At 66.7% G+C, this 16,059-nt stretch carries 16 protein-coding genes; 9 read left to right on the top strand and 7 right to left on the bottom strand.

Annotated features, from left to right (window positions below):
• Positions 1-48 precede the first annotated feature (48 nt).
• From rhaI to BUB39_RS07190, 3 genes are all read left to right on the top strand, one after another.
• Positions 49-1,341, top strand: coding sequence for an L-rhamnose catabolism isomerase (gene rhaI, locus BUB39_RS07180; protein WP_073052249.1), 1,293 nt, complete (start codon positions 49-51; stop codon positions 1,339-1,341).
• A 234-nt stretch (positions 1,342-1,575) separates the two neighbouring features.
• Entirely contained in the window at positions 1,576-1,848 is a 273-nt protein-coding gene (locus BUB39_RS07185) for a glycine zipper domain-containing protein (RefSeq protein ID WP_073052250.1), read from the top strand.
• 200 nt (positions 1,849-2,048) lie between these two features.
• Positions 2,049-2,315, top strand: coding sequence for a glycine zipper domain-containing protein (locus BUB39_RS07190; protein ID WP_073052251.1), 267 nt, complete (start codon positions 2,049-2,051; stop codon positions 2,313-2,315).
• Between the two features lie 60 nt (positions 2,316-2,375).
• Here the strand turns inward: BUB39_RS07190 and BUB39_RS07195 are convergent, their stop codons facing one another.
• Positions 2,376-3,980 carry a peptide ABC transporter substrate-binding protein gene (locus BUB39_RS07195; RefSeq protein WP_084526954.1) on the bottom strand — a complete coding sequence of 535 codons (1,605 nt, stop codon included), beginning with the start codon at positions 3,978-3,980 and terminating at the stop codon, positions 2,376-2,378.
• A gap of 96 nt (positions 3,981-4,076) precedes the next feature.
• Positions 4,077-4,553 carry a YbaK/EbsC family protein gene (locus BUB39_RS07200; protein ID WP_073052252.1) on the bottom strand — a complete coding sequence of 159 codons (477 nt, stop codon included), beginning with the start codon at positions 4,551-4,553 and terminating at the stop codon, positions 4,077-4,079.
• Positions 4,554-4,660: 107 nt separating this feature from the next.
• On the opposite strand from BUB39_RS07200, the gene BUB39_RS07205 reads away from it, so the two are divergent.
• Positions 4,661-5,287, top strand: coding sequence for a hypothetical protein (locus tag BUB39_RS07205; protein WP_073052253.1), 627 nt, complete (start codon positions 4,661-4,663; stop codon positions 5,285-5,287).
• A 22-nt stretch (positions 5,288-5,309) separates the two neighbouring features.
• Here the strand turns inward: BUB39_RS07205 and BUB39_RS07210 are convergent, their stop codons facing one another.
• A complete protein-coding gene (locus BUB39_RS07210) occupies positions 5,310-6,206 on the bottom strand; it encodes a metallophosphoesterase family protein (protein ID WP_073052254.1) in 897 nt (298 codons plus the stop codon).
• 190 nt (positions 6,207-6,396) lie between these two features.
• Here BUB39_RS07210 and BUB39_RS07215 point away from each other — a divergent pair, with 190 nt between their 5' ends.
• Positions 6,397-6,849 (top strand): NUDIX domain-containing protein, encoded by a 453-nt coding sequence (locus BUB39_RS07215; protein WP_084526956.1) that lies wholly within the window; start codon positions 6,397-6,399, stop codon positions 6,847-6,849.
• Between the two features lie 213 nt (positions 6,850-7,062).
• Positions 7,063-7,563, top strand: coding sequence for a GNAT family N-acetyltransferase (locus tag BUB39_RS07220; protein WP_073052255.1), 501 nt, complete (start codon positions 7,063-7,065; stop codon positions 7,561-7,563).
• A gap of 6 nt (positions 7,564-7,569) precedes the next feature.
• Here the strand turns inward: BUB39_RS07220 and BUB39_RS07225 are convergent, their stop codons facing one another.
• The 4 genes from BUB39_RS07225 to BUB39_RS07240 all read right to left on the bottom strand — a co-directional run bounded on the left by BUB39_RS07225 (position 7,570) and on the right by BUB39_RS07240 (position 14,435).
• The gene (locus BUB39_RS07225) at positions 7,570-9,648 is read right to left on the bottom strand and encodes a hypothetical protein (RefSeq protein ID WP_073052256.1); all 2,079 of its coding nucleotides are present in this window, start codon (positions 9,646-9,648) and stop codon (positions 7,570-7,572) included.
• Positions 9,645-12,467: a DUF4159 domain-containing protein gene (locus BUB39_RS07230; protein WP_073052257.1), complete on the bottom strand. Its 2,823-nt coding sequence runs from the start codon at positions 12,465-12,467 to the stop codon at positions 9,645-9,647. Before BUB39_RS07230 ends, BUB39_RS07225 begins: the two co-directional genes overlap by 4 nt.
• Positions 12,467-13,357, bottom strand: a complete 891-nt coding sequence (locus BUB39_RS07235) for a DUF58 domain-containing protein (RefSeq protein WP_073052851.1) — start codon at positions 13,355-13,357, stop codon at positions 12,467-12,469. The genes BUB39_RS07230 and BUB39_RS07235 overlap by 1 nt, the downstream gene beginning before the upstream one ends.
• Positions 13,358-13,418: 61 nt before the next feature.
• Positions 13,419-14,435, bottom strand: a complete 1,017-nt coding sequence (locus BUB39_RS07240; RefSeq protein WP_073052852.1) for an AAA family ATPase — start codon at positions 14,433-14,435, stop codon at positions 13,419-13,421.
• A gap of 118 nt (positions 14,436-14,553) precedes the next feature.
• On the opposite strand from BUB39_RS07240, the gene BUB39_RS07245 reads away from it, so the two are divergent.
• Genes BUB39_RS07245 through BUB39_RS07255 form a run of 3 tightly spaced genes read left to right on the top strand, consistent with a single transcriptional unit; the run spans position 14,554 to position 16,054 of the window.
• The gene (locus BUB39_RS07245; protein ID WP_084526960.1) at positions 14,554-15,162 is read left to right on the top strand and encodes a DUF1285 domain-containing protein; all 609 of its coding nucleotides are present in this window, start codon (positions 14,554-14,556) and stop codon (positions 15,160-15,162) included.
• Positions 15,159-15,788, top strand: a complete 630-nt coding sequence (locus tag BUB39_RS07250; RefSeq protein WP_073052258.1) for a CoA pyrophosphatase — start codon at positions 15,159-15,161, stop codon at positions 15,786-15,788. The genes BUB39_RS07245 and BUB39_RS07250 overlap by 4 nt, the downstream gene beginning before the upstream one ends.
• Before the next feature lie 2 nt (positions 15,789-15,790).
• Positions 15,791-16,054 carry a DUF6111 family protein gene (locus BUB39_RS07255; RefSeq protein ID WP_073052259.1) on the top strand — a complete coding sequence of 88 codons (264 nt, stop codon included), beginning with the start codon at positions 15,791-15,793 and terminating at the stop codon, positions 16,052-16,054.
• The last annotated feature ends 5 nt before the right edge of the window (positions 16,055-16,059 follow it).

Consider the following 16,059-nt stretch of genomic DNA (forward strand, 5'->3'; position numbering starts at 1 on the left):
AGCATCGACACGAAGAAAACGAAACGCCCTCCGGGGAGGACCCGCAGCATGACCGATCTTCCGATTTCCGCCGAGCTCCTCGCCGAGAACAACAAAGCGGGGGAGGCGGCGCTCGCCAATGACTATGCCTCGCTCGGCGAACAGCTCGACCGTCGCGGCATCGATATCGATGCCATCACGCGCAAGGTGGCGTCGTTTTCGGTCGCGATCCCCTCGTGGGGCGTCGGCACCGGCGGCACGCGCTTTGCCCGCTTCGCTGGTCCCGGCGAGCCGCGCGGCATCTTCGAGAAGCTGGACGACTGCGCCGTCATCAACCAACTCACACGCTCGACGCCGACCGTCTCGCTGCACAATCCCTGGGACAAGGCGGATCCGGCCGCGCTGAAGGCGAAGGGCGACCAGCTCGGTCTCGGCTTCGACGCGATGAATTCGAACACGTTCTCGGACGCCAAGGATCAGGCGCTGTCCTACAAGTTCGGCTCGCTGTCGCATGCGGATGTCGCCGTGCGGCAGCAGGCGATCGAGCACAACATCGAGACGATCGAGATCGGCAAGGTGCTGGGCTCCAAGGCTCTCACGGTCTGGGTCGGCGACGGTTCAAACTTCCCCGGACAGTCCAACTTCACCCGAGCCTTCGAGCATTATCTGGATGCAATGAAGACCGTCTATGCGGCGCTGCCGGACGACTGGCGGGTCTTCACCGAGCACAAGCTCTATGAGCCTGCCTTCTACTCGACCGTGGTGCAGGATTGGGGGACCAACTACCTGATCGCCAAGGAACTTGGACCCAAAGCGTTCTGCCTCGTCGACCTCGGCCACCACGCGCCGAACGTCAATATCGAGATGATCGTCGCGCGGCTGATCCAGTTCGAGAAGCTTGCCGGCTTCCATTTCAATGATTCGAAATATGGCGACGACGATCTCGACGCCGGTTCGATCAACCCGTTCCAGCTTTTCCTGATCTTCAACGAACTCGTCGATGCCGATCATCGCAAGGCGCCGGGCTTCAACCCGGCCTATATGATCGACCAGTCGCACAATGTTACCGATCCAATCGAGAGTCTCATGGCGAGCGCGATCGAGATTCTGCGCGCCTATGCGCAGGCGCTCCTCGTCGACCGGCCGGTGCTTGCCGCCTTTCAGGACTCGAATGATGCACTGATGGCCAATCAGACGCTGAAGCGGGCCTTCACAACCGATGTCGGCCCGATCATCGCCAAGGCTCGGCTCGCGAAAGGCGGCGCGATCGACCCGATCGGCACCTATCGCGCCTCCGGATACCGCGCCCGCGTCACAGAACAGCGGCCGTCTTCCGGCGGCAGCTCCAGCGGCATCGTCTGAACGCCGCTGTGACTTTGGTCACCTTGCGCCAAGCTGGAGGGCGCTTGCCTCTTCTCCGGACGCCGGAGAACGGCTAGGCTTCCGCTTGAGCCTGGTCCCTGTCGGGATGTGTGTGACGTATTTCTTCGCGATGCTTGTCGTCGTAAGGGTCTGTTTCCGCAAACGGGTGTTCAATTGCGGCTGCAAAGCCAGACGCTGGGCATTACCCAGCAACGTCCAAAGGAGGACTTCAGAATGAAGAAGGTCACGACCCTCGTCTCGATCGCGCTGTTCGGTGCATTGCTTGCGGGCTGCAACACGCCGACCACCGGCTCGCGCGCCGGCGACGGCGCGGTTGTCGGCGGTCTCGCCGGCGCAGCGGTCGGTGGCCTGGCCACGGGCACCTGGGGTGGCGCGGCCATCGGCGCCGGTGTCGGCGCCATCGGCGGCGCGATCATCGCCGACGCGACCGGCAAGTGCTACTGGGTCGACCAGCAGGGTCGCAAGCACTACACCGCCTGCCGCTGAACGCGCGCATTTCCATTCGGAACGGCCGGGCCTTGCCCGGCCGTTTTTGTTTCATATTGCTGCCCTATGTTTCTTCTCAGGCGGGTATCGGACGGTCCCGCCGTTGGTCTTTGTCGGGCAATGCGGGAACGAATTCGCTCCCAGAGGCATTTTCCCCGCGAAGGCGGCCAACGGTGGACCGCGCCAGAGGAGTTCTTGAAATGAAGGCATCCATTTTGATCGTTGCGGTGTCGCTGGCCGGCGCGGCGCTGGCCGGTTGTTCGACGGGCTCCGGAGCCGGTGACGGCGCCGTCGTCGGCGGCCTGGCCGGCGCGGCCGTCGGCGGAATCGCGGGCGGCAACGTTCAGAGCGCGGCCATCGGTGCCGGCGTCGGTGCACTCGGCGGCGCCGTCATTGGCGATGCGGCCAGCAAGCGCTGCTATTGGGTCGACAGCTATGGTCGTCGCCACGCCACGGCCTGCCGCTAAGCCTCTCTCGGCTCCAGACTTTGAAGGCCCGGACATCGCGTCCGGGCCTTTTTCGCGACTCTACGGCACAACGCCAAGCATCCGGGTCGGGTGCTGATTGAGCAGATTGTCGGTCCAGCCTGTCACCTTGGGGGACACAAGACCGAGCGCTGCATAGGATAGCAGGGGAATGACCGGCGCGTCGGTCGCGACAAGCGCGCTGGCCTTGGCGAGATCGTCATTGCGCTTGGCCGGATCGATCTCTGCATTGGCGGCGGTGATCAATCGGTCAAGCTCGGGATTGGCGTAGCGGCCATAGTTAAACCGCCCGCCGCTTTTCAGGATTTCCAGCATGGCAAGCGCATCCGTCTCGTCGGCGATCCAGCCGGCCCAGGCGAGATCGAAGTCCGCGCCGTCGCGTAGCGCGCCGAAATGCGAGCCGTCCGGCTCGCTCACGACGCGGCCCTCGACGCCGATCATCTTCCAATCATCCATGACCAACCGCGCCGTCGCCTCATGCGCCATGCCGCTGCCGACGCGGATCGCGAGCTTCAGTGGCGGCTTGCCGGATCCGAACCCGGCGGCAGCGAGGAGGTCGCGTGCCTCATCCCGCCGGGCGGCGATCGGTGCTTCCGGAGCAGGGGATGCTGGCGCCAGTCCGGAGGGAACAAGATCATCGGCCGGCAGCATGCCGCCGGACCACGCCTTCGCGGCCAGGTCCGCGCGATCGATCGAAAGGCTTAGGGCGCGTCGCACGCGTGGATCATCGAAGGGCTTCTCTCGCGTGTTCACGACGTAGAAATAGGTGCCGGCATAGGGCGCAACATGCAGCGCGTCGCCGAATTCGGCCTTGAGATCCGGGAGATTCTCGGTGGGGACGTCGGGACAGATGTCGATCTCGCCGAGCCGATAGGCCGCAAGGCAGGACGCCGCTCCGTCGAAGGGGCGGTAGACCACGCTGTCGATCGAGGGTGCCCCAGTTCCATTCCAGCGCGGGTTCTTGGCCAGGACATAGGTGCTTCGGGCGCCTGCACTGCCGAGCGTATAGGGGCCGTTAGAGACGAGCTTGGACCCAGACGCATAGTCGGTGCCGAGTTTCTTCGCCGCCGCCACATTGACAGGCAGCGCCACGGGCGAGGCCAGCCTTTCCAGGAAGGTCGGCGTGACCTGATCGAGCCGGATCGTAAGTGTCTTCTCGTCATTCGCAGCGACGCCGAGCGTGTCGGGCTTGGCAGCGCCCGTTTTGACGGCGCCGGCATTGGCGATCGCCTGCAGGGGCCCGTCCTCGGTCGCCTCGGTGGCCGGATCGAACAGCCGGCGGAAGGAGGCGACGAAGTCGGCCGCCTCGACGGTATCGCCATTCGACCAGCGTGCGCCGTCGCGCAGCGTGAACGTATAAGTGAGGCCGTCGGCGCTGATGGTCCAACTGCTGGCGGCGCCAGGCGTGATCCTGCCGTCGGCATCGCGTGTCACGAGCCCTTCGAAGAGATCCAGCAAGAGCGCCGTTTCGCTGGCCGTCGCCGCCTTTTGCGGGTCGAGCGTCGTTACCGGTCCGACGAGGCCGCGTTTCAGTACGGTCGCGGCCATCGCGGGCGACGCAAGCATTCCGACGACCAGCATCGTCGCGGCCAGGGTGCCGCCGATCCACCTTGCCGGGCCGGCCTGCTCGTTGAAACGATGCTGCATTCCTATCCATCTCCCATCGCACGCCGCATCGGACAGAACCCATCGCCGCGCGTCGCAAGGCGCTGCGGCGGCGCCTCGGACCCATGCGGGGCGCAGCTATTTGACGTCGATGATGACGGCACCGATCGCCGTAGCCAGCATTTTCGGATCGATGGCGAAGATGGCGTGCGGCGTTCCCGCCGCGGCCCAGACGGTTTCATGCGCCAGCAGGTCGCGGTCGATGAAGGTCGGCAATGGTGTCGCATGACCGAAAGGCGGGATGCCTCCGATGGCAAAGCCGGTGAGGGCGCGCACGAAGGCGGCGTCCGGCCGGGTGATCGGCTCGCCGATCGGCCCGACCACCTTTTTCTCGTCGACCCGGTTGGCACCCGAGACGAGCAGGAGCACGCCTCTGCCGGACTGCGTGCCGCGAAACACCAGGGATTTGACGATTTCGTTCACTGAGCAGCCGCAAGCGGCCGCGGCCTCTTCCGCAGTGCGCGTCTTCTCGGGCATAATCCGGGGAATCACGGATAAGCCGAAGGATTCGGCGGCGCCCTGGACTCGGGATGCAGGTCCGTTGATCTCGGTCATAGTCGAATTGGGGCCTTCTGCTCGCCGAGCGGCGGATGGATAATGCGTCGTGTGACCAAATTTGCTAAACGGAGTCTAAACAACTTCGCGTCAATTCGGAGCAGGTTATGAATGACACGAGCGGGCGGAGCGGAACGACGTCGAACGTGCGCAACCTGACCGATGCGATCCGCAAGGTTCGCGTCGCGGAATCCGAGCGCACCGACGTCGTTGTCGAATTGCGCGAGGCAGAGCGTGCGCGCCTCGACATGCTGGCCGACGAACTACGGACCGTCTTCGCGGAAGTGCCCGAAGGCGACGAGCAGTTCGTGTTCCAGATTTCGGGTGGCAGCCAGCCGCGATTCTGGATCGACATGACCTCGATGGTCCTCATGGGCCGCGATCGCCGCACCTATCGGTTCGTCAAGGACACGCGGCTTGGCCGCACCGTGATCCTCGAGACCGCCGATCTCGACGACATGGCGGACTGCATTACGCAATATGTCGCCGAGCGGATCATCGAACGCGAGCGCGCGTTGGAGGCCGATTGGCTCGCTGACCGCATCCTGCGCCAGGACGAAGCGCCGGCCAAGGCTGACAGGCGATCGGCGCTGCTGCGGAAGACGCACGAGAACGTCGAAGCGGCACCGCCGCGCTCGCGCGTGCATCCGGGCTGGATCGTGTCGGCATTTCTGGGTGGTCTGTTGGTCGGCGTTGCCGCGCTGCTGGCCTATGCCTGGGTGCATGTCGGCTGAGCTGAGCGCTGCTGACCGACCGTCAGCGCAGCTGGCGCTCGCGGATCGTGCCGACCACTGAGCCGGGGCCCGTATAGCCGCGCTCTGTCATCTGACAGCGCCAGGAACCTGGCTCGCCATCGATCGAGAACAGATTGTAGCGGCCGGCTGGCTTGTTGCCGCCGGGTGCATTCGATGCTGAGGGGACGCCAATCACCGGTACAGGTCCGTCGCGGCCTTCGATCTCGACCAGGCTGTCGAGATGCGTGTGACCGTGCAGCACCAGTTCGGCCCCCGCTTCCCGGATGACGGCCCGCACGCGGCCGGAGCCGACGAGGCGCTTGTGCCAGGGCGTCGCATCCGGCGTCGGCGGATGATGGATCATCACGACGCGAAAGAGCCCATCCTTGCCCGCGCGCACCAGTTCGTCCCGCAGCAGAGGCAAGGTGGCGCTGTCGACATGGCCGGTCGCCATGAACGGCGCGGACGCGCGCGCGCTCGATGCTCCGATGAGGGCGACATTGCCGCGGCGGCGCAAATAGGGAAACACCACCGCGCCCGGATGTGCATGACTGTCGCCGGTCAGATACGGCGCCCAGGCGTTAAGCGCCTTGCGCAAGACACCCGGCACATAGGCATCGTGATTGCCGGGCACGACGGAGATGTGATGTGGCGGCCCGAAGGCTTCGAGCCATTCGCGCGCCGCGATGATCTCGCCGGGCAGGCCGATATTGACGAGGTCTCCCGTCACCGCAATGTGATCGGGCCGGTGGGCGATGAGGTCGTCGAGCAACCCCGCCAGCACGGGCCCCGCCAGAGCATGCATGCGGCCGCGCCGCCAGTTCACATAGCCGAGCACCCGCTTCGAGGCGAGCTCGCGCGCTCGAATGCGGGGGAGGGGGCCGAGATGGGGATCGGAAAGGTGGGCGAGAACGAACATCGTCGTATCGATTAGAGCCTTTCCGGCATCGGCGAAAGCGCGCCGGGGCGACCGCGCCGACTTGTCCCAACGCACGCAGTGCGAAAGCGCTCCCTGGCAGACCGCTGATCATCAGTGGCAAGCCATCGCGATCTGCGCCATCCTGCCGATCGACCGCCATTATCCATCCGGAGAGTGCTGCTTGACTGTGATGTCCGCCTTGGCTCGTCTCGCCGGGACCGTTGCGCCGCTGACGCGCGGCATGACTCTCGGTGTTCGCGGGTGTTGCATCGACGCCGACGGCCGGGTCTTCCTCGTCAGGCACAGCTATATGCCCGGATGGTACCTCCCCGGCGGCGGCATCGAGCGGCGGGAGACGGCGATCGAGGCGCTCGGTCGCGAATTGCGCGAGGAGGGCGGCATCGTGCTGGACGGCGAGCCGACGCTGTTCGGCATCTATTACAACCAGCGCCGCATGCGGGATCATGTGTTGGTCTATGTCAGCCGGAGGTTTGGCCGGCCGAACCCGCCGCGCTACCCCAATCGCGAGATCGCCGAGGCGGGCTTCTTCGATCCCGCGTCCCTGCCGGATGACTCGACTCCAGCCACACGGCGGCGGCTTGCGGAGATCCTCGCCGGCGAAGCGGCCGACCCGTTCTGGTGATTGGCGCTTTACGGGCGGCGGCGTCGCGTGATATGCGCGTTGCCGGCTCAAATTCGGAACCTCTGATGGCTGCGAGGCTTTCCCTGCGACGACGAAGCGACGGCCGCGACCTCACGTCGCGTGACGCCGCTTGTCTGTTCGTCTGCCGGTTCCGTCGCGCCTGATCCGCGGCCTCCGTCGGACACCGCGCCCTCCGACGAGAGCCACTTTTCCATGAAGATCGACAGTTTCACGGTCCAGGCCGAGCGGCCGACGGACGACGCCGCCATCGAAGCGCTGCATGAAGCTTCGTTCGGCCCCGGGCGCTTTTCTCGCGCAGCGTCGCTGCTCCGCGAGGGCGTGCCGCATGACCCGGCCATTTCCTTCATCGCGACGAGCGGGCTCGATCTCATCGGGTCCGTGCGGCTGACGCCGATCCTGATCGGCGCGCGGCCGGCGATCCTGCTCGGCCCGCTCGCAGTGGTCGATGGCTGGAAGGGCAGGGGCGCCGGCAAATCGCTGATGCGGACGGCGCTTGCCGCGGCGCGGGAAGCTGGTCACCAGGTGGTGCTGCTGGTTGGTGACGAGCCGTATTACGGACCGTTCGGCTTCATGCGCGTCCCGCCCTACAGCATCACGCTGCCAGCCCCCGCCGATCCCGCGCGCGTGCTGGCCTGCCCACTTGTCGAGGGGGGGCTGGACGGATTGACCGGCCCCGCGCGAAGGGCGCTCTGAGGCCTGTCAGCGCCCTTCGCGATACCAGGTGGCGGCGGCAAGGCCGAGCAGGATCGCGAGGCCAAGGAAGCCCGAGAAGAGGGGAATGCGGTCGACGCCGGTCAGCAGCGATGCCTCGGTCATGCGCACGCCGATCCAGTCGCGTCCCGAGACGGCGCGCCCCGAGTGAACGGGGACGACGCGCGGGGCGTCCAGCTTGCCGTCCGCATCGGCCATGCGGGCGATTTGGCCGCCGGACGCCTCGGCAACCGGCTGGAGCTTGTCGAGGGTGGAGCGGACGTCCTGGAATTCGCGCGGATTGGCCGGACCGACCAGCGCAAAGGCGCGATGCTCGCCGTCTTCGACTCGCCAGAGGCCAATTTCGCTTGCTGCCAGATCGGCCCGGAAGCGTCCGGGGCCGTCAGCATTGAGCGTGACGGTGCTGCGCTTGCCGGACGGCGAAATCGTCGTCACAGGCGCGACCGTGTCCTGCATCGTTTGCCGCTCAATCCTGAGCATGCCGCCATTCGCGCTCGCCCGCAGCGCTTCTTCCTCGAGATCCGGTTCCTTCATCAGCCAGTGGGCGAGGCGGCGCAGCAGGTCGACATGCGGTCCGCCGCCCTCATAGCCGCGGGCCCAGAGCCAAACCTGGTCTGAAAGCAGCAGCGCGACCCGGCCCTTGTCCTCGCGTTGGAGCACCAGCAGCGGATCGCCGTCGGCGCCCTTCATGATGACCTCGCCGGTCGGCTTGTCGGTCTCGACCTGGCGGAACCAGCGGCTCCAGTGTGGCGGCGTGGTGTCGCCGCCCTCCAAGCCGCGCGTCACGGGATGGCGCTTGCCGAGATCCGTGACCTCTGGCGTGAACGGCTTCTCGATGACCCGGCCCGTCGGTGCGGCCGGCAGGACCTCGGCGAGCGGCGTCGTGTAGAGGCTGCTATCCGAGGCATAATCGGGGCCGGACGCGACGAGCAGCGCGCCGCCGTCGCGGACATAGCGGGCGATATTGTCGAAGTAGAGGATCGGCAGCACGCCCTGCTGGGCGTAGCGGTCGAAGATGATCAGATCGAACTGGTTGATCTTGACCGAGAACAGCTCGCGGGTGGGGAAGGCGATGAGTGACAACTCGTCGATCGGCGTGCCGTCCTGCTTTTCCGGCGGACGCAGGATGGTGAAATGGACGAGATCGACCGACGCGTCGGATTTCAGGAGATTGCGCCAGATGCGTTCGCCGGCATGCGGTTCGCCGGACACCAACAGAACGCGAAGGTTTTCGCGGATGCCGTCGACCACCGCCGCGGCGCGGTTGTTGACTGGCGTCAGTTCGCCTGCGAGCGGCTCGGCCTCGAATTCGTAGATGTTCTGCCCGGCATGCGCGATCTCGATTTCAAATCGATTGTCGGCGCCGGGGATGACCATCTCGGTGGCGATGGGCTCGCCGTCGCGTGAAATGGTGACCTTGACCGGGGCCGATGAATTGGTGCCGCTGTCTATGACGGTGTAGTCGATGACCTGCTTCTCGCCGACAATGCCGAAGCGGGGCGCCGAGCGGATCGCCAGCTGGCGATCGATCTCGTTGGCGCGGCCGGAGATCAGCGCGTGCAACGGCGCGCTGCCGAGCGTTTCGGACGGGTTGGCGGGGACGTCATGCACCTGGCCGTCGGTCAGCATCACGACGGCACCGATCCGTTCCGGCGCGACGTCGGCGAGTTCGGTCTGCACCGCTTTGAAGAGTTCGGTGCCGTCGACTGGAACGCCGCCGCTCGTGCCGCCGACTTCGACGGTCCGCAGTTCGATATTGCGCAGTTCGCCGAACCGCTTGGCGAGTTCTGCGCGCATCGCGTCGGTCAGGGCAGTGCGGTCCGACAGCGACTGGCTCGCCGTCTTGTCGACCACCATGGCGACGATGGTCGGCAGAGATTGGCGCTGCTCTTCCAGCAGGACCGGGCCTGCGAGCGCCGCCACAAGCGCTGCGAGCGCCAAAAGGCGGAGCAGCGCGCCGCGCGTCCGGCGGACCAGCAGCGGGGCAATGGCGAGAATGCCGACAGCCGCCAGCACGGCCAGGATCGGCAGCGGGATCAGCGGCGCGAAGGTGAGGGACCAGTTCACTGGCCGAGCCTTTCCAGCAGCGCCGGCACATGGACCTGATCGGCCTTGTAGTTGCCCGTCAGCGTGTACATCACGATGTTGATGCCGGTGCGATAGGCCATCTCGCGCTGCCGCGGATCAGGCGGCACGGTCGGATAGAGATAGCGGCCATCAGGGTCGGTTGCCCAGGCGCCGGCGAGGTCGTTCTCAGTGATGAGGATCGACGAGACGCCATCACCCGGTCGGACAGGTCGATCCCCCGCCGCGGCTGGGTCTTCATCGGCGGCCGAAGCCTCGACCCAGAGCGGGCCGCCGGAATAGCGCCCAGGGAAATCGGCGAGAAGATAGAAGGCCTTGGTCAGGACATGGTTGCCGGGAACCGGCTCCAGCGGCGGGATGTCGAGCCCGGCCAGCATGGCGCGCAGCCGCTCGGCCTCGGGCGTTCCGCCGAAGCCCTCGGTGCCGGGCGGGCGGGAAAGCTCGTCGCGCGTGTCGAACAGGATCGAGCCGCCCTGCTTCATATAGGCATCGATCCGCGCCAGCGTTTCGGATGTTGGCATCGGTGCGCTGGCGTCGATCGGCCAGTAGAGGAGCGGGAAGAAGGCGAGTTCGTCCTTGGCGACGTCGACGCCGATCGGATCGCTCGGCTCGAGGGCCGTCCGGTTGGCAAGCTCATGCGAGAGGCCGGCGAGGCCCGCCTTGCTGACTTCGTCGATCGCGGCATTGCCAGTGACCACATAGGCCAGGCGCGTCGCATTGACGGCATCCATCGCGAACTGGTCCGCAGCCGCGTCGGCATGGGCTGGCCTCGGCAGCGCACCGCCAAGAAGAGCGAGCAGAATCACAGCGGCCGGAACCGCGCGGCGAAGACGCAGACCGCCATTCAGCCAAAGCACGGCGAGTGCATCGGCGATGAGGCAGGCGAAGGCCGCCAGCAGAAGGAAGGGCGAGAGGTCGGTCGGGGCCGTCGTTGGATAAGGCTGCACTGAGGCCCCGTTGACGAGCGACGCATCGAAGGCAGGCAGCGTCGCGTCCGTTCGCAGGAGGTTCACGGCCCGGAACGCATCATCCGTACCATAGAGACCGGGCGGATGATCGCGGTTCGGCGTCACGTTCTCGGCCGTCGCTGCCAGCGGCCGGGCGAAGGGATCACTTTGGGCACTGCGGCCGAAGCCGTCCAGCAACCGCCAGGGCGGCAGCATCACGCCGCCGGCCGTGCCCTCGACGGGCTTCGCGTCCGCAGCGGCGAGCGGCACCGTCGAGAAGGCGGCGATGCGGCGCAGCATGTCGACGAAGCTGCCTGAGAGCGGCAGGTTGGACCAGCTCGTATCGGCCGTGACATGGAAGAGGACGAGCCAGCCCTTGCCGAGCCGGCCGGCCGTGACCAGCGGCGTGCCATCGCCAAGCGCCGCCCAGGTGCGCGCGGCCAGATTGGCGTCCGGCTCGGCCAGCACCTGCCTGACGACGGTGACATCGGTCGGAACGGCCATGCCGGCAAAGGGTCCGTTTTCCGAGAAGGAGGCGAGGGGCTGCGGGCTCGACCAGGAGAGACTGCCGCCGAGGACGCGGCCGCCTTCGCGCAGGCGAACCGGCACCAGCGTATTCTCATCGGCAGTTGCCGCCGCGAGGCGCGGGCCGGCGAAGCGCAGCAGCGTGCCGCCATCCTCGACCCATTTGCTGAGGCGCTGTTCGACATCTGGCGTGAGCGTGCCGATATCGGCGAGAACGATGATCGCCGCGCCGGCATCGATGAGCTGCGGGATTGCGGTCGCGGCGTTGGCGTCGCGCGGCTCGATCACATCGGCGAAGGGCTGCACGGCGCGGGCGATATAGTAGCGCGGTGAAAGCAGCGGCTGCGCATTGTCGCTCGATCCGCCCGATACGATGCCGATGCGGCGGCGCTTGAAACGATCATCGAGCAGTTGCACGGCGCCGACCGTGGCGCTGCCGGCGATCTCGACGCGGACAATCTCGTTGCGGAGCTCGGCCGGGAGATTGAACACCGCGTCGGCTTTGGTTTCCCCCGCCTTGAAGGCAAACGGCGCCGTGCCGACCGAACGACCTTTCAGGTCGCGCGCCTCGACCAAGCCGGCGCCTGCGAGCCGCCCATCGCTGCGGGTGATCGGCAGCGTCAGCGCATCGGTTCCAATGGTCGGCGGCGTCAGGCCGAGCAAGGTCTTGCCGTCCCCCGCATAGACGGATGCCGGCGCCTTGACGCTGTCGTTTAGGAACCGGGCGAAACCTTCGGCATCACTGCTGCCAAGGCCGCTGGTCAGCCAGACGACCCCGCCGAAGGGCCGCGTCGAAAGCCCTGGCGCCATGGCGGACGCGATCGCGGCGCGGTTGGCGTCAAAGGGTCGTGGCTGCAGCGCATCGAGCCTCGCCGCGACCGAGCGGGCGTCCGTCGGGGCGAATTCCTGGTTGGGCGGTTCGGCCGTGGCCACAAGGGTCACGGGCCGGCCGCTTCCCTCGGCGAGTGCCGCAACGCGCTTCGCGGTATCGATGCGGGCCGGCCAGTCGCGGGCGGCCGCCCAGTCATTGTCGAGGACGAGCAACAGAGGCCCGTCGCCGGGCGCGCTTTCGCCGACGGGGCGCCAGACCGGTGCGGCAAGCGCGAAGATGACGAGGGCGGCGAGCAGCAGCCGCAGCGCCGTCAGCCACCAGGGGCTTCGCGCCGGCTGTTCTTCCTTCGGAACGATCTCGGCAAGAATGCGGGTCGGCGGAAAGGTCTCGATGCGCGGGCGGGGCGGCGTCAGTTTGAGCAACCACCAGATCGCTGGCAGCAGCACGAGCGCGCCCAGGACGAGCGGCGCCCCAAAAGCGAGCGGAAGGCCGCCCATCAGACCGCGCCTCCGGCCAGCGTCCGATCGGAAAGGCGGGCGTGAAGGGCCAGCAGCGGCTCCGTCGCCGGGCGATCGGTGCGATGCAGGAGATAGGTCCAGCCCATGCGGCGGCAGGTGGCGGCGAGGTGCTCGCGCCGTGCCGCGAGATGCCGGCGATAGTCGTCGGCAATCTGCTCCGCCCGCCCGGCGAGATAGACGGCGCCCGATTCGGGGTCACGGAACTCGGCCCGCCCGGCATAGGGGAAGGTCTCCTCGACGGGATCGCGAATCTCGACCAGATGGACCGTCGCCCCGGCGCGGGAGAATTCGGCGAACTTCGCCTCGATCTCCGCCAGCGGATCGAGCAGGTCGCTGATCAGGACCAGATCGGAGAAGCGCGTCAGCCGCCGTGTATCGGGCAGGCCGCTTGCCGCGCCGCCTCGTATCGCCAGCGTCTCGGCGAGACGTTCGGCGGCGTTACGAGCGAGAACCGGGTCGCTGAGGCCGAGCAGCCCGATGCGCTCGCCTGCCCCGGCCAGCAGCTCGGCGAGCGCCAGCAGCAGGACAACGGCGCGGTCGCGCTTCGAGACATTGGCGAGCGTTGAGCGGAAGTCCATGGATTGCGACAGGTCGGCGGACAGCCAGATCGTGTGCGCCGCTTCCCATTCTCGCTCGCGCACATACAGGTGTTCATCGCGCGCGGAGCGGCGCCAGTCGATGCGGCCCGGCGCTTCGCCGGCGACAAAGGGGCGGAACTGCCAGAAGGTCTCCCCGGGCCCCGCTCGCCTGCGGCCGTGCCAGCCGGCAAGCACCGTCGTCGCGATGCGGCGGGCTTCCACCAGCAGGCCGGGCAGGCTGTCGGCAAGGCTCTTCGCTTCGGCGAGCGATCGGCCTGCGCCGACGCCCAGTCCTTGACCGCGACCAAGTCTTTGACCGGTATCGTTTGGGGCAGCCGCTTCGCTCACCCGGTCATCCAATCCGTGACGTCAGGCGGCCAATGACGCCGCGCACCGTCTCGCCATCGGCCCGGGCCGCAAAGGAAAGGCTCATGCGATGCTGAAGCACGGGCTCGGCGAGCGCGAGCACATCGTCGATGGATGGCGCGTAGCGGCCGTCGATCAGAGCGCGGGCGCGCACGGCGAGCATTAGCGCCTGGCTGGCACGCGGCCCCGGACCCCAGGCAATCGCGTCGGCCAGCTTCTTGTCGGTTGTCCCGCCCGGCCGCGCCGAGCGGACGAGTTCGAGAATCGCCTCGACGACGCTGGTCCCGACCGGCAGGCGGCGGACGAGTTGCTGGATCTCACGCAGGCCCTCGGCCGTCATGACGCGTGTCGCCACGGCGTCGCTGGTTCCCGTCGTCTCGAACAGCATGCGCCGCTCGGCCTCGATGTCGGGATAGAGCACGTCGATCTGCAGCAGGAAGCGATCGAGCTGGGCTTCGGGAAGCGGGTAGGTACCTTCCTGCTCCAGCGGATTCTGCGTCGCGAGCACATGGAAGGGCGCCGGCAGATCGTAGCGTTGGCCGGCAATCGTGACGTGATATTCCTGCATGGCCTGCAGCAGCGCCGATTGCGTGCGCGGGCTGGCGCGGTTGATTTCATCGGCCATCAGGAGCTGGGCGAATACCGGGCCCTTCAGGAAACGGAAAGCGCGTCGACCCTCGGCGTCCTGGTCCATGACCTCGGAACCGAGAATATCGGACGGCATCAGGTCCGGCGTGAACTGGACACGCCGCTCATCGAGACCGAGCACGATGCCCAGCGTCTCGACCAGCTTGGTCTTCGCAAGGCCCGGCACGCCGACGAGAAGGCCGTGTCCGCCGGACAGCAGCGTGACCATCACGCGCTCGACGACCTGCTCCTGGCCATAGATCAACTGGCCGATCGCGGCGCGGGCCGCCTTGATGGTCGCTACCGCCGCATCGGCCTCGGCGACGATGGCGGCGGGATCGGGGTCGGCGAGGTGTGTCTGATTGAACGCGCTCATGTCGGCCCATATAGTTTCTGTTGTCGTGACGGCGAGCGCCAAGCGCGAAGCACCGCGCACGCATCTTCGCAGATCGGTTCGCCGGCGCCAGCCGCCGGTGCAAGGGAAATGCCGGATCATGGCAGGGTCAAAGCAAGGCGAAACCATGACCGTGACGGAAGGAAGCCCTGCACCCGTGCCAATGGCCCGGCTTGAAGCGCTCCTGACGGACTTTCGGCCAGCCCCGGTCGAGCGCTGGAATCCGGCCCATTGTGGCCGGATCGACATCATCATTGATCGCAACGGCGATTGGCATCATGAAGGCGGGCGGATCGAGCGCGCTGCTTTGGTGCGCCTCTTCGCCACGGTTCTCCGTCGCGAAGCCGACGGGACCTATGTGCTGGTCACGCCGCATGAAAAGCTGATGATCACCGTCGAGGACGCCCCGTTCCTGGCGATTGATCTGGTGGAGGATGATCGCAGCCGGCCGCCCGCGCTCGTCTTCGCGACCAATATTGGCGAGGCGGTCAGGCTCGATTGCGATCATCCGCTGCGCGTTGCAGGCGGCGGACCCGATGCGCCGTTCATTCCCTATCTGACAGTCCGCGCTGGTCTCGAGGCCCGGCTGACGCGTGCCGTTGCTGCCGACCTCGCAGACAGGGCGATCGTCAGCGATGGTCGGCTCGGCGTGATGTCCGCTGGTCAATTCTTCGTCATCGGCGATGCCGGGATGGCTACAAGCGCATGACGGTCTTGGTCGAAGATGATCGCTTCCGGCCTGATCGCGTTTTTGCGCGGGCGCAAAGGCTGTTGATTCCGATCGGCGGCAGCGGCGTTGCCGAGCGTGTGCTCAACCCCGAATTCCATCCGCCGCATGGCTTCAGGCCGAAGGCCGCCGCTGTGCTGATCCCGATCGTCGCCCGCGAGGCCCCGACCGTTTTGATGACGCGGCGGACGACACGCCTGCGCAAGCATGCCGGCCAGATTTCATTCCCCGGCGGCCAGATCGATCCCGGCGACGCCGGTGTGGCGGAGGCGGCGATGCGCGAGGCGGAGGAAGAGGTCGGTCTCGATCCGCGCCTCGTCCAGCCTATTGGGCGTCTCGACCCCTATATCGCCCCGACCGGCTATCACATCACGCCGGTCGTTGCCCGGGTTGATCCCGCGCTGCAGCTGCGACTCAACCCCGACGAGGTCGAGGCGGCATTCGAAGTGCCGCTCGCTTTCCTGATGACGCCCGAGAATCATCGGCGTGGCAGCCGTGAGTGGGACGGGGCGCGGCATTTCTTTTATGAGATGCCCTATGACGAACACTATATCTGGGGCATCACCGCCGGGATCATCCGCGGGCTGTATGAGCGAGTGTTCGCCTGACCATGCTGCGTTTCCTCGGCTTCACGATACTCTGCTTCCTGCTGCCCTTCCTCGCTTATGGGCTGTGGCGCTTCGTCCGCCACGGAGCGGCGCCTGGAAGCGAAGCCTGGCCGACCGTCGTTCTGCTGCGTCTTTCAGGCGCCGGAGCGCTCGCAATGCTGCTGGCGATCGCCGTTTTGGTTTCCTTCTCCGGCGGCGATGCCGGCCGCGTCTATCATCCTGCCCGGATGGAGAACGGGCAGCTTGTTCCCGGCAATTTCGAGTGACTGAT

It is taken from the genome of Kaistia soli DSM 19436 (assembly GCF_900129325.1).
GTDB lineage: Bacteria > Pseudomonadota > Alphaproteobacteria > Rhizobiales > Kaistiaceae > Kaistia > Kaistia soli.

Coding starts and splice junctions, on each gene's coding strand:
- BUB39_RS07220 (WP_073052255.1), top strand. CDS start 7,063: ATGAAGATCGACAGTTTCACGGTCCAGGCCGAGCGGCCGACGGACGAC.
- BUB39_RS07215 (WP_084526956.1), top strand. CDS start 6,397: ATGTCCGCCTTGGCTCGTCTCGCCGGGACCGTTGCGCCGCTGACGCGC.
- BUB39_RS07245 (WP_084526960.1), top strand. CDS start 14,554: ATGGCAGGGTCAAAGCAAGGCGAAACCATGACCGTGACGGAAGGAAGC.
- BUB39_RS07240 (WP_073052852.1), bottom strand. CDS start 14,435: ATGAGCGCGTTCAATCAGACACACCTCGCCGACCCCGATCCCGCCGCC.
- BUB39_RS07195 (WP_084526954.1), bottom strand. CDS start 3,980: ATGCAGCATCGTTTCAACGAGCAGGCCGGCCCGGCAAGGTGGATCGGC.
- BUB39_RS07205 (WP_073052253.1), top strand. CDS start 4,661: ATGAATGACACGAGCGGGCGGAGCGGAACGACGTCGAACGTGCGCAAC.
- rhaI (WP_073052249.1), top strand. CDS start 49: ATGACCGATCTTCCGATTTCCGCCGAGCTCCTCGCCGAGAACAACAAA.
- BUB39_RS07255 (WP_073052259.1), top strand. CDS start 15,791: ATGCTGCGTTTCCTCGGCTTCACGATACTCTGCTTCCTGCTGCCCTTC.
- BUB39_RS07230 (WP_073052257.1), bottom strand. CDS start 12,467: ATGGGCGGCCTTCCGCTCGCTTTTGGGGCGCCGCTCGTCCTGGGCGCG.
- BUB39_RS07190 (WP_073052251.1), top strand. CDS start 2,049: ATGAAGGCATCCATTTTGATCGTTGCGGTGTCGCTGGCCGGCGCGGCG.
- BUB39_RS07250 (WP_073052258.1), top strand. CDS start 15,159: ATGACGGTCTTGGTCGAAGATGATCGCTTCCGGCCTGATCGCGTTTTT.
- BUB39_RS07185 (WP_073052250.1), top strand. CDS start 1,576: ATGAAGAAGGTCACGACCCTCGTCTCGATCGCGCTGTTCGGTGCATTG.
- BUB39_RS07200 (WP_073052252.1), bottom strand. CDS start 4,553: ATGACCGAGATCAACGGACCTGCATCCCGAGTCCAGGGCGCCGCCGAA.
- BUB39_RS07210 (WP_073052254.1), bottom strand. CDS start 6,206: ATGTTCGTTCTCGCCCACCTTTCCGATCCCCATCTCGGCCCCCTCCCC.